The sequence below is a fragment of the Marinilabilia sp. genome, from assembly GCF_016278715.1.
Taxonomy (GTDB): domain Bacteria; phylum Bacteroidota; class Bacteroidia; order Bacteroidales; family Marinilabiliaceae; genus Marinilabilia.
Genome location: NZ_JADQBH010000094.1, coordinates 1 through 12,888, shown reverse-complemented (window position 1 = coordinate 12,888; position 12,888 = coordinate 1). Strand labels below are relative to the sequence as shown.

Below are 12,888 nucleotides of genomic sequence, written 5' to 3'. Positions count from 1 at the left end.
AACAGCTGGACATTGGACAAAATAACCCTGAATGCCGTAACAAGCGGGCAGTACATAGATGATGAGCAAACCATCGATCAGGACTTCACCCCCGACTCACGGTATATTGTGTCTCAACCCCAAACTCAGTATGTTTTATCGCAGGAAATAACGGCTACGTTAGAAAGAGATAAAACGGAAACAATTTTTGGTGTTTTCGGTTTTTACCATTCCCTGGAAAAAAATGTGAGGGTGGGAACCGGACCGGGTTACTCCACCCAAATCAGAAAGGATTATGAACACACAAATGCCGGTGTGGCATTTTTTGCACAAAGTACGGTCAGCGACTTTCTGTTCGACGGACTGTCAATTACACCTGGCGTCAGGATAGACTGGGAAAAGAATACGCAGGATTACTATTACGATATGATTCGGGACGGCGCAACCATCCCCATGGACAGCACCGACTCAGACATGAATTTCTCTGAGATTCTGCCACGAATCACACTCGATTATCAAATTTCGGATGCTTTTAACATCTATGCATCGCTGACCAAAGGTTACAAAACAGGAGGTTTCAACAGCACCTTTGAGCGACCGGAAGACCAAACTTTTGATGCCGAACACAGCTGGAATTACGAAGCTGGTCTGAAATCGAAATGGGTTCTCAATCTTCTACGTTTTAGCATTACCGGATTCTACATCGACTGGAGAAATCAGCAGATTTATCAACCAGTGCCCAGCGGACGGGGTTCCATGCTCAAAAATGCCGGACATTCCGAAAGTAAAGGACTGGAAGCGGAATTGGCCATCAGACCAAATAAAATTCTGGAAACCACCATCAATACAGGCTACACAGAAGCTGCTTTTTTGGAGTACCAGAAGAATGACAGCACCGATCTTTCCGGAAATTACCTGCCCTATGCTCCCCGGGTGACGTTATATGCCGGACAAAACATTCACATTCCCCTCAAAAGTCAACTGATTGACAAAGTTCAGGTGAACCTCAATTACCAGGGAACCGGAAAATTGTACTGGAATGATGAAAACAACACATCGCAGGAATACTATGGTGTGTGGAACGCCTCAGTAACCCTCAAAAGAAAAAATGCAAGCCTTTCATTCCGGGCAAGAAATATTTTTGACAAAGATTATCAGGTCTTCAGGTTCAGTGCATTGGGCAGCAACTATGCTCAACGGGGAATTCCTGCTAACTTTAGTGCCCGATTGAAGGTGATGTTCTAGAAGTCGGAAGTTAGAGGCTGAGGTTGAAGATTAGATGCCATTATATTAAAAGAAAAGCTTCATGCAACCAAGCACCTGAAATATAGCCTGTTCCATCACATTGACAAGTAATGAAATACAAGGCCCCTTAACAAGGGGAGCACAAAACAAATAAGCAGGTCATTCAATGAACCAATCCTTTAAGAAATACGGAACCCTTCTGAGCCTATATCTGGCGCAATCTATCCCCATGAGTTTTTTCTCTACGGTAGTGCCCGTAATTATGAGGCAGGAAGATTACTCGCTGACCTCCATCGGGCTCATTCAGCTCATCAAAATACCGTGGATACTAAAATTTTTGTGGGCTCCGATGGTGGATCACACCAGTCCTTCGCGAAAGCATTACCGCCGATGGATCCTGGGCTCAGAAGTGTTTTATGCCATGGTCATTGTCTTGATTAGCTTTTTTAATCTGTCCAGCGATTTCACGACCATTATTTTTCTGGTTGTCATCGCCTTTATCGCATCCGGAACTCAGGACATCGCCACTGATGCCTTTGCCATTCTTACCCTTAAATCGGAAGAACGGAGTTATGGCAACAGTATGCAATCGGGGGGCAGTTTTCTGGGAACCACCATTGGTAGTGGCATCTTACTAATGGCCTACTATTACATCGGCTGGCAGGCACTGCTGCTGTTGCTGGCCTTTTTGGTAACCATGGCCCTTATGCCCGTAACATTTGCCCGTTTACCACTGGAACAAGCCTCCACCACCCCGAAACGTCGCCCCAAATGGGATGACGGATTCAGTTTTTTTAAGCAAAGAGGCAACTTACGACATCTACTTTTGTTGTTTGTATATTACTCCGGAATCATCGGACTGTTATCCATGTTCAAACCTTTTATGGTAGATCAGGGATACACCGCCAAAGAGATCGGGATGATATCGGGCATCTACGGAACAGCAGTAGGAGCTGCCTTCTCACTTGGTGGCGGATGGATAATCCGCAGAGTTAACAGAACCACTGCACTTCAAATCATTTTGCTGGCAGGGTTTTTATCCGCTCTGTTTTTCGTTTGGATGATGCATGGTCAGGTTCCATTATGGGGAATTTATGTGGCCAGCTCCATGGTGTGGGGAACCTACGGAATGGCTTCCGTATTTATTTATACAGTAGCCATGGACAAGGTGCGTAAGGGACTGGAAGGGACTGACTTCACCATACAGATAGTCATCACTCATCTGAGCAGCCTGTTTTTAACCATTGGGCTCAGCAAGTTTGCCAACACCTACGGCTATCATGGAATGTTTATCCTTGAAGCCCACATAGGTGTTATTTTATTAGTATTGTCACGAACCGTTTTCAGAAAAGTAGTAGTAAGATGATTGAAGAAAAATTATTAGAAAAATACAACCAACCATTACCCCGTTATACCAGCTATCCGCCAGCCACCTTTTTTAAGGAGGGTTTTTCGGCGTCAGACTACATCAAAGCTGTAGCTGAATCGAATCAACACAATCCAAAGTCGATTTCGCTGTATCTTCATATTCCATTTTGTACGCAGCTTTGCTTTTATTGTGGCTGCACAACGATGATTTCACGCAACAACAATCTTTATGAAGAGTATATTGATGCCATCATCAAGGAAATAGAACTGATAGCGGCACATATTGACAAATCACGACCGGTTACCCAGATTCACTGGGGAGGCGGCACTCCCAATGCCCTGTCGGCCGATCAGATAGAGCGCATCATGAATGCCATCTATCAACAATTCAAAACCGCCCCTAGTGCTGAAATTGCCATTGAATGCAACCCGGCGTACCTCACGGTGGAATACATCAACCGGCTGCTGAAAATGGGCTTTAACCGCATGAGTCTGGGCATTCAGGATTTCGACGAGAAGATTCTCCTGGCTGTAAATCGTGAGCCCTCGGCCATTCCGGTCAAGGATATCATCCAACAGCTGAGGGACAACGGAGCATCCGTCAATCTCGACTTTATCTACGGTCTCCCCTATCAAACTCCTGAGTCGTTTACCCGCTCCATAGAGAAAGCCATTGAGGCACGCCCCGACCGGATTGTAACTTTCTCGTATGCACATGTTCCGTGGGTTAAGAATCATCAGAAAACACTTGAAAAAAATGGCATTCCCGGACCTGATGAAAAGATAAAGATGTTCGATAACGCCCGGGAAACATTACTGAATGCGGGTTATATTGCCATTGGAATGGATCACTATGCAATACCCGAAGACCCACTGAGCGTAGCTATCAAAAGCAAAACCCTGCACCGGAATTTTCAGGGATATTGCACCCGCGATACCACCGGCCAGGTCTATGCTTTCGGGATGTCAGCCATCAGTCAGTTGCACAATGCCTACGTGCAAAACACAAAAAATATTCCGGCCTACATCGCAGCCATCAATAAAGGGGAAGCCCCTGTGGAAAAAGGTTACCTGATGGATGACACGGACATTGCCGTTCGTGAAGTGATCAACGAAATTATGTGCAACAACCGGCTCAACTGGCAGGAAGTATCAGCACGCATCAATATAACAACCGATAAACTCAAAAAACTAACGGATTTTAAACCAGAAAGCCTCGGCCCATTGGCTAAAGACGGGTTGTTGGACTTTAATGAAGAAGAGATAACCGTCACACCAACAGGACGTTTGCTGATTCGGAATATTGCCGCAGTTTTTGACCCTAAACTTAATGCAGGGGAAAAACGTTTCTCTAAAACGATTTGAGAAGGGCCCCCTAAATTCCCCAAAGGGGGACTTAAAAAAGCAGGAATTTGGGGGCCGATGCTGGAAGACAAAGGTATAAACCAGAGAATGAGAGTTTATCTCAGTCTTAACCTCAATCCGTTGAATAATACCAAATGCCCTCTGAGGCCCAAAAACATCATCGCATTCTATGAAGAAAGCAACAATTATTGGTGCAGGATTAACAGGACTGACTGCCGGGTATTATCTTAAAAAAGCCGGCTGGAAAGTGACCATTCTGGAAAAAGACGATAGAACCGGAGGAGCAATACACACCTATCGTCAGGATGGCTTTATATATGAAAGCGGCCCAAATACCGGAATGATTTCTCATCCCGAAGTTGCAGAACTTTTTGAGGAATTGGGTGACATGGTAGAGGTGGAACCGGCGAATGAAGAAGCCAAGCGCCGGTTGATCTGGAAAGAAGGCCGCTGGCACGACCTCCCCTCCTGCATGAAGGCAGGCATCAAAACACCGCTTTTTTCCTGGAGAGATAAACTAAGATTATTGACCGAACCATTCAGAAAACCCGGCAAAAATCCAGATGAAACACTGGCACAGATGGTTATACGCAGAATGGGTAAATCGTTTCTGGAATATGCTGTTGACCCGTTTATTCTGGGCATCTATGCCGGAGACCCATCACAACTGGTGACACGCTACGCACTTCCCAAACTCTACAATCTTGAGCAAAATTACGGAAGCTTCATTAAAGGGACTTTTAAAAAACACGCAGAACTGATTCGGGAAAAGAAAAATGACCCGGAGCTATACAACTATCACAAAAAAGCCAATAAAAAAATGTTCTCCATGTCGGGAGGATTAGACAACCTTGTTAATGCCCTCACCGCAAAATTTGAAGAAGGTGAAATACTGCTGGGCTGTCACAACATTAACGTTTGTCCGGCCAATAATAACTTCACAGCAAAGTTTGATCACCACAACGAAACTAAAATGATTGATAGTGACGCCCTGATAACGACCACGGGAGCGCACGAGGTGCCCGGCATTCTCCCATTCCTGCGCGAAGACGAAAAGCAAAAAATCACCAATCTGATTTATGCCAAGGTGGTTCAGGTGGCAATCGGCTACAAAGATTGGCGGGGAATCCCCCTTAAAGCTTTCGGAGGTCTCGTACCTTCCCGCGAACACCGGGATATTCTGGGCGTTCTGTTTTTGTCTGCCTTCCTAAAAAACCGCGCCCCCAAAGGTGGAGCCTTGCTTTCCGTTTTCCTGGGCGGAGTGCGTAACCCGGAAATGGTAAATCTCAAGGATGAAGAGATAAAAAAACTGGTCTTCCGCGAACTTCAGAAAATGATGATGGTGCCGGATGAAGAACCCGACCTCTTTCACATTTTCCGCCACACACACGCCATACCCCAATACGGAATTTCAACCGGTAAACGATTAGAAGCTGTTGAAGAAATACAAAAACATTTCCCGGGACTTCTGCTGGGGGGAAACCTCAGAGACGGCATCGGAATGGCCGACCGCATTAAGCAGGGAGTGACCATGGCCCGTGAGTTAGATCAAATATTTGATAGAAACGACAAACCTCAAAATTCTGAGACCCAACAAGATTAAACAAAACCAAAAAAATAGTCTGATTTTTTTACCCAAAAGGTTTTGTGATTTCAATAAAACACCTAATTTTGCAACCGCTTTGACAGAGAAACACACGGTTTCACATTCCTTGAAAAGCAACAACAATAATTGACTGGAGAGATGGCAGAGTGGTCGAATGCGGCGGTCTTGAAAACCGTTGTACCGCGAGGTACCGGGGGTTCGAATCCCTCTCTCTCCGCAAAAAGAAACCATCCTTTTTTAGGGTGGTTTTTTTTTGCCTGAGAGTGAGGGGTTCGAACGAAGCGCTGGCCGGGGTTCGAATTGCTTTGCAATCATGAGCAGGACTGTGATTGTAGCCTTGTGGGAGCGAACTAATCCCTCTCTCTCCGCTGAAAATAACCATCCTTTTTAAAGGGTGGTTTTTTTATGCCTGAGAGTGAGGGGTTCGAACGAAGCGTTGGCAAGTAAAACTTAATTTTTTGGTTTTCATCAACAAGGTCATCTAGTAAAAAGAACTTAATATAGCCTGTAAAACTTTCAAATAAGCCGAAGAAGTTTTTATATCTCAAAAACGTGGCGTAAAGTGGACTTTCCTGACCTAAATAGAACAATCGGATACATTCCAGTGTCAAGTCAAATCTGTCGTCAATTAAACTATTTACTCCACGTGCCTGATTTATCGTATATTTTCCGTCAACTCGGTTGTTCGGAAATAAAGTGTATGCACCAATAGTTGAACCTGTGTTAAAGATCTCGTTTACTTCGTTTTGTATTTGTTCTGTCAGCCAATTTTTCCGTTTATAATTTTGTATGAGTGTGTTATAGCATCACTTCCCAAAAAGTATTCTCCAAGTTCTGAGTTATGATATAAATAAACTCCGTTTTTGTTATCTGTCAACTCAGATGTCTTTCCATTTGGTAAAGGTTTACTCCACAAAAATTTATGATATCTACATAGAGTCGGACTAGTGCTATCCGAATCCACGCCTCGTGCATCGGAGTATACATTATATGTCGTGTCAACTATCGTCTGTCCTGTCCGATTAATATTGGTTTTCTATCCGTATAATTTTCCTTAATTACTTTCCACGGTTGCTTTTTTTGTCTGCCCATAACCTCTCCATGGCCACAATTGTCGTTATGCGAAAAACTCCAAAAACATTTACTTCCCTTTCATTTTTAAATAACAATCTTCGAATCTACTAAAAACCCAAAACATTGGAATGTGTAATTCTGAAAAAACATCTGTTTTTAAGCATGTTAGAATGCTAATCAACCAAATTCCGGAATCTTCGGAATAAATCTGATTAGGAAGAATATGCAGAAAATTGCTAATATGTATTAAGTTGCAATTATGAATAAAAGCGTAGCTGTATGGCTGCGCTTTTTAATATAGCATTCCAATAAGCGCTCCCTTAAGAATTATCGCTTATCGCGATATGTGATATTTTGCCACAAATGATTGTTTTAATGAGATTAATGTTTTAATATTGCATATCGCGATATCCAATATTAAGAATATGAAAAAACAACAAACCGCCATGAAACCACAGGATATTGTCTTGCTACTGAAAATAATCAGTTTGGAAGATAAAACCTGGAATCAAAAGCCAATAGCTGAAGCATTAGGAATGAGTCAATCTGAAATAAGCGAATCTGTGGCCAGATCAAAAAATACCGGATTGTTAGCTCCCAATGGAAAAGTTGTTATGAAAATGGCATTAATGGAGTTCTTACAATATGGCTTCCGTTATGTATTTCCCCAAAAGCCTGGAGCTGTAGTGAGAGGGATACCGACTTCGCATTCTGCTTCACCATTAAAGGAGGAAATATCAAGCTCAGAAGATTACGTTTGGCCTTATGCAAAAGGGAAAATCAGAGGACATGGGATTACGCCTTTATACCCATCTGTTCCGGAAGCTGCATTAAAAGACTCTTCGTTCCATGAGCTATTAGCATTGGCAGATGCCCTGCGTGTTGGCAGAGCAAGAGAAAAAGAATTAGCAATTAAACACCTAAGAAAAAGATTAAAACTTGAAGAACAGGACAATTAATATTGGAGTTGTAGCAGAAGTTGCCAGGATTTTAAAAGATTTCAAAGACCACGTAGTGTTTGTAGGCGGTGCAGTAGTTAGTCTATATGCCGACGATCCGGCAGCTGATGAAATAAGACCTACACAGGATATTGATATGACTTTGAATATCATCAACCTGAGTAATTGGGCTGATATTCAAGATAAATTGGCCAGTTTAGGTATACACCCTGACCCATTTGGACATGCCATTTGTAGTTACCGCTATAAAGATATTCCAATAGATATTATGCCTGCTGAAGATAGCCCACTGGGACCAGCCAACAGATGGTATAAAATTGGATTCGATAATCTTAGAATAGAGAAAGTACATGATCAGGTAATCCAAATTCTTCCTACACCTTGTTACCTGGCCACTAAATTTGAAGCATTCAACGATAGAGGCAAAGATTACAGAACCAGTCACGATATGGAAGATATCATCTACGTAATTGATAACAACAGCAAAATAGTTGAAGAGATTCAAAATACAGATAAAAGAATAAAAAACTACTTAATTGAACAACTGCAAACTATCGAAGAAAAACAACTCCTTGAAGAAGTTATCATGTCGCATGTCCATCCGATTATGCTTGAAGAACGAATGCCAATTGTTATTGAAAAAATCAACAAAATATTAGGAATTGGATAAATACCCAGAAAATCGCGGATATGTATTGATGATTTAATTTGGTCAAAAAAAAGCGCAGATTACCAGTTCTAAATGGGGATCTGCGCTTTTTTAGTAGATTTATCCTTATGATTCATTGATTCAAGACAAATTTCAGGCCTTTTGTTAGTGCCTGCGGGAACACCGATAAGTGAGTCTCATTTTCAATCACTTCATGCTCAAATTTAAGATTTTCATAATTTCTGCTCTCAACTAGATCATTAAATTCGTTCCACGGATTTATTATTGTCTCATGGTCAAGACTTCCAACAGATGTATATACAATCGCATCAACCTTACTATGATTCAAAGAATATTTTTCTTCCCGCTTAAAAACCTGTTTATCATTCCAAAGTAAAGCTGGACCCGAAATAATATAATTATCAAATAAGCTTGGTTTCGAAAACAATATGTCGTTACAAATCAAACCACCTAAAGATATTCCTACAATTGTACGATTTGAGCTTGTCAAATGGTACTGTTTATTTAAGAAGGGAATTAGTTCATACTCAATAAAACTAATAAAATCCTCTCCTCCTCCTGCTAATTCCCATTTCCCCCAAATCTCAGTCTCATCTTGACAAGTCGTGTAATCCCTCGAACGTTTTTGCCACCAATCGGCTTGGGTTTTACCATAGGCAATTCCAATAATTGCAACTTCTGGAATTTCATTACCCCATCTCAACCATCTCACTATATCATAGGTCATTGCAAAACACATATCAGCATCCAGAACAAATATTACAGGCAAAGAGTCAATAGGGGTTGAAAGATTTGAAGGAATGTAACTTTCAATGAGAAATTTATCACTGACAAACTCTGAATCAACCCAAATTGTCTGGGTATCGTTGAGAAACACTCTATTATCCTGACTATATCCATAATTGAATAAAATTGCCAGAATCCCGACCAACCATAATCTCTTTTTCATTTTTATCTCTCCTTTAATGATTAATAAATTGAGTATCTACAACGCACATACCGACTAAAGAGTCCAATTGTATTTCGTAATCAACTCTATTTACAATAAAAGGAAAAGTATTATTACTGTAATTATATCATAGAAAGCACGGCTCCATTCAGCTCTACCAAAAAGATAGAAGAGGATCGCTGAATTTAACCAAGTAGGAAGTTACAGTACCAAAAAAGAAACGTCAATAAAATTTGAATTTAGGAAAAGAAAAAATATTGAATAAGAAGTGCAAGCCAGGGAAATAAGTTAAAAAACGCAGAGACCGGAAATAAAAAACGGGCTGCCAGCATTCTGACAAACCCGTTTTAACCTTAACCCTAACCCAAGAACAAAAATAGCAAAAAATGAATAAGACCAAAACAAATCGCGAAATTCAAACAAGAATTTATAAAATAGTCACTCCTTCTTAATTATGCCTTGTTTCATAAGCGGTAATATGATGACTCAATCACAGTTATCAAAATCTAACGAATAGTGAAACATCCGGACTTTTTCACTCCTCCACCACCCCATTAATAAACGTTTCCACAAATCGCATAATACGTTTGGTAATTCTCTCGGCAGTAGTGCCACGCTCCTTTAATTTGGGCCGTTCGTGCATAGCGGCAATAATATCGTCGCGCAAAGGCTTCTTCTCAGTAAAAAGGTATTCACCTATGATTTCCTGAATCATGTCGGAGTCCAGGTTCTCGTCCCTGGCCATTTGCTCGATGGCCTGCTGGCGTTCTTGGTTCCAGAATGCATAAAAAGCGTCTGGGATATCGTCAGTCTCTTCAATGTGGGGCAGATTTTCCTGAATGAATTTTTCTATCAATTCGCGCTTACTGCGGAGTTGGGTATCTCCGGCAACGGTATCAAGAATACTCTTCTTTTGTTTTTCGCGTTCCTCCGGATTAGCATTTTTCAGGCTCCCCAGTAATTTCAGAATGTAGACCACATTTATTTCATCACGGTGAATGAGTTCCAGTTCAAAATCGATGTCATTGAGAATTGAGACTTTCTCCTTTTGGTTTTGATTGCGGGCTTTGTCGTATAAATCCAGGTACTTGCTTTTGTAGTCCTCGAAGGACTGCTCACCCATGGCTATGTCCTCAAAAGTAAACTCAGTAAAAGTATTGAGGACATTCTTCAGGCGCATCAATTCGCGGAAGGCTTTGATGAACTCCAGCTCTTTGTCTTCATCGGGCAGATCATTTACACTATCTACCGTGGGCGTAATGTTCAGCAACGTTAGAAAGGCTTCGTTGAATTGGGCCACATAATCATCATAGGGTTTCATGATGATTTCGTCCTTTGCATCCTTATCAGAAAAGAGAGCAATGGCCTCATCGGTGGCCTCTTTAAGATTCCGGAAACAAACAATATTGCCCTGTGATTTCAGTTCGTTGAGAATGCGGTTAGTTCTTGAAAAGGCCTGAATGAGGCCGTGGTATTTCAGGTTTTTATCAACATAAAGGGTGCTGAGCGTTTTAGAGTCGAAACCGGTAAGGAACATATTTACGACCAGCAGCACATCCACCTGGCGGTTTTTCACCTTTCGGGAGATATCTTTGTAATAGCGGTAAAACGATTCACTGTCGCGAGTGGTAAAATTGGTCTGGTACTCCTTATTATAGTCACCAATAAAATCTTCCAGTGCATCGCGTGAGTGTTTGGTATCGTACTCAATGCGGGGTTCGGCAGCAGTAAGAAACTCTTCATCCTCTACAAAGCCCACGGCATCTTTATCATCCTCATTGGCTTGATAAGAGAAAATGGTGGCAATGCGCAGATTGTGCTGTCCTTCTTCCTTTTTCTGTTTAAAGATTCTGTAATAATCGATGAGCGTGGGTACCCCGGAGACGCAAAGTATGGAAGTAAACTCCCTGCCATGTGTTTTGCGATTATGGTTTTCAATGATGTAGTCGGCAACATTATTTAGCCGCTGAGGCGCTGCCATTACTTCAGCTTCATCAATGGCCTCCACCTCAATATCCAGAATGTGGTCTTTCTTTTTAAAAGTTCGAATGTATTCGATGGAAAACTTCAATACATTGTTGTCACGGATGGCATCGGTAATCACATATTTATGGAGACAGTCGCCAAACAACATGCCTGTGGTACGCTTTCCGTACTCGTTGGCACCCGCATTTTTCTCAAAGATGGGAGTTCCGGTAAAACCAAACATCTGGCCGTGCCGGAAGAAGTTTTTGATGGTTTCGTGCGTTTTACCGAACTGACTGCGGTGACACTCATCGAAAATAAAAACGATCCGTTCATCACGCAGCGGTTCCATCTTTTCAAGAAACCGGTTTTTGCTGACGGCAGTATTTAGTTTCTGAATGGTGGTAACAATTAATTTGTTACTGCCGGCAAACTGCTTTACCAAAGCATTGGTGTTGTTGGTGCCGTCAATGCTGTCCTCACAAAAACTATTGAACTCCTTGATGGTTTGATAATCCAGGTCTTTGCGATCCACCACAAACACCACCTTATGCACTTTGGGAAATGCAGTAAGAATCTGAGCCGTTTTGAAAGATGTCAGTGTTTTACCCGATCCCGTAGTGTGCCATATATAGCCGAACTTTCGGGTGGTTTTTACCCTTTCGATAATGGCCTCAGTGGCATAATACTGATAAGGTCGGAGCACCATCAATATCTTTTGCGATTCGTTGAGAACCACATACTTAGTAATCATCTTGGAGATATGGCAGGGCTCAAGGAAAGCATCAGCAAAAGTAGAGAGTTGTGTAACAATCTGATTATTAACATTACTCCAGAAAAACGTTTGCTTAAATGACCGGGCTTTGAGGGGCCCGTTGGCGTAGTATTTAGTATTGACACCGTTACTGATGATAAATATCTGGATAAACTGAAACAGTCCCTGCCCCGCCCCATAAGAATGACGCTCGTAACGGTTGGTTTGGTTGAAGGCCTCTTTTAGTTCCAGTCCCCGGCGCTTCAATTCAATCTGAACCAGTGGCAGGCCATTGATAAGAATGGTCACATCGTACCGGTTTTTATATCTCCCTTCCATGGTAACCTGCTGTGTAACCTGAAATTCATTCTGACACCAGTGTATCTGGTTAATCAGCTCCACCGTTTTGTTGTCGCCCTGGTCGTCTGTGAAAGGCACACGGTCACGCAATATCTTGGCCCGCTCAAACACATTGCCCTTGTTAATGTAATTGATGATTTGTTTGAAATCATTATCGCTAAGGGTGGTTTTATTGTGAATCTCCAACTGTTTTTTGAAGTTGAGCAGAAGGTCGGCCTCATCTTTAATGATGACCTTTTGGTAGCCCAGTTCTACCAGTTGTTTAACGAGGTTGTTTTCGAGTATTTGTTCGGGTTGTGCGTTCATGAATCGGAAAATTTATCGTTTGCCCAATTTTCGGGATTGGTCAGGATGTAATTACGTATTCTGTCGAAAGAGGCATTGTCGCGTATGACATGATCGTGAAAACGGGATTGCCAACCAAAATCGGGATTTATTTTACGGGCGTTAATGGTACAAATTCGTTTGAATTGATTCAAAATCACCCCCAAAATCCCGGATTTCCATTTTTGGGATGCGGCGGCGGTATTGGTTTTGACCGTTGGGGGATCCGCCATGGGCGTGGATCCGGGGCGGGTGGTATTGGGTGCGGTA

At 42.1% G+C, this 12,888-nt stretch carries 8 protein-coding genes, 1 tRNA gene and 1 pseudogene; 7 read left to right on the top strand and 3 right to left on the bottom strand.

All coding sequences use genetic code 11. The features are described from left to right. The 7 genes from QZZ43_RS05805 to QZZ43_RS05775 all read left to right on the top strand — a co-directional run. Positions 1 to 1,224: TonB-dependent receptor (locus QZZ43_RS05805; protein WP_291856982.1), on the top strand; the 1,224-nt coding region annotated here is incomplete at its 5' end. A 166-nt stretch (positions 1,225 to 1,390) separates the two neighbouring features. Further along, positions 1,391 to 2,590, top strand: coding sequence for an MFS transporter (locus QZZ43_RS05800; protein ID WP_291856981.1), 1,200 nt, complete (start codon positions 1,391 to 1,393; stop codon positions 2,588 to 2,590). Then, positions 2,587 to 3,957: an oxygen-independent coproporphyrinogen III oxidase gene (gene hemN, locus QZZ43_RS05795; protein WP_291856980.1), complete on the top strand. Its 1,371-nt coding sequence runs from the start codon at positions 2,587 to 2,589 to the stop codon at positions 3,955 to 3,957. The genes QZZ43_RS05800 and hemN overlap by 4 nt, the downstream gene beginning before the upstream one ends. A gap of 169 nt (positions 3,958 to 4,126) precedes the next feature. Further along, complete coding sequence (gene hemG / locus QZZ43_RS05790) at positions 4,127 to 5,560, top strand: protoporphyrinogen oxidase (protein ID WP_291856979.1); 1,434 nt, start codon at positions 4,127 to 4,129, stop codon at positions 5,558 to 5,560. Between the two features lie 135 nt (positions 5,561 to 5,695). Continuing rightward, positions 5,696 to 5,780 (top strand) — tRNA-Ser (locus tag QZZ43_RS05785). A gap of 1,282 nt (positions 5,781 to 7,062) precedes the next feature. After that, a complete protein-coding gene (locus tag QZZ43_RS05780; RefSeq protein WP_291856978.1) occupies positions 7,063 to 7,596 on the top strand; it encodes a hypothetical protein in 534 nt (177 codons plus the stop codon). Continuing rightward, positions 7,577 to 8,266, top strand: a complete 690-nt coding sequence (locus QZZ43_RS05775; RefSeq protein ID WP_291856977.1) for a nucleotidyl transferase AbiEii/AbiGii toxin family protein — start codon at positions 7,577 to 7,579, stop codon at positions 8,264 to 8,266. The genes QZZ43_RS05780 and QZZ43_RS05775 overlap by 20 nt, the downstream gene beginning before the upstream one ends. Before the next feature lie 112 nt (positions 8,267 to 8,378). Here QZZ43_RS05775 and QZZ43_RS05770 read toward each other — a convergent pair whose 3' ends face one another. The 3 genes and pseudogenes from QZZ43_RS05770 to QZZ43_RS05760 form a co-directional block, all read right to left on the bottom strand. Next, positions 8,379 to 9,215 carry an alpha/beta hydrolase-fold protein gene (locus QZZ43_RS05770; RefSeq protein WP_291856976.1) on the bottom strand — a complete coding sequence of 279 codons (837 nt, stop codon included), beginning with the start codon at positions 9,213 to 9,215 and terminating at the stop codon, positions 8,379 to 8,381. Positions 9,216 to 9,750: 535 nt separating this feature from the next. Continuing rightward, positions 9,751 to 12,600: a type I restriction endonuclease subunit R gene (locus tag QZZ43_RS05765; RefSeq protein ID WP_291856975.1), complete on the bottom strand. Its 2,850-nt coding sequence runs from the start codon at positions 12,598 to 12,600 to the stop codon at positions 9,751 to 9,753. Further along, positions 12,597 to 12,888: pseudogene (locus tag QZZ43_RS05760) on the bottom strand (hypothetical protein); the annotation flags it as partial. The pseudogene QZZ43_RS05760 and the gene QZZ43_RS05765, both read right to left, overlap by 4 nt.

Bases quoted from the DNA above. Each gene is read 5' to 3' on its own strand.
- QZZ43_RS05770 (WP_291856976.1), bottom strand. From the start codon at position 9,215: ATGAAAAAGAGATTATGGTTGGTCGGGATTCTGGCAATTTTATTCAAT.
- QZZ43_RS05780 (WP_291856978.1), top strand. From the start codon at position 7,063: ATGAAAAAACAACAAACCGCCATGAAACCACAGGATATTGTCTTGCTA.
- QZZ43_RS05800 (WP_291856981.1), top strand. From the start codon at position 1,391: ATGAACCAATCCTTTAAGAAATACGGAACCCTTCTGAGCCTATATCTG.
- QZZ43_RS05765 (WP_291856975.1), bottom strand. From the start codon at position 12,600: ATGAACGCACAACCCGAACAAATACTCGAAAACAACCTCGTTAAACAA.
- hemG (WP_291856979.1), top strand. From the start codon at position 4,127: ATGAAGAAAGCAACAATTATTGGTGCAGGATTAACAGGACTGACTGCC.
- hemN (WP_291856980.1), top strand. From the start codon at position 2,587: ATGATTGAAGAAAAATTATTAGAAAAATACAACCAACCATTACCCCGT.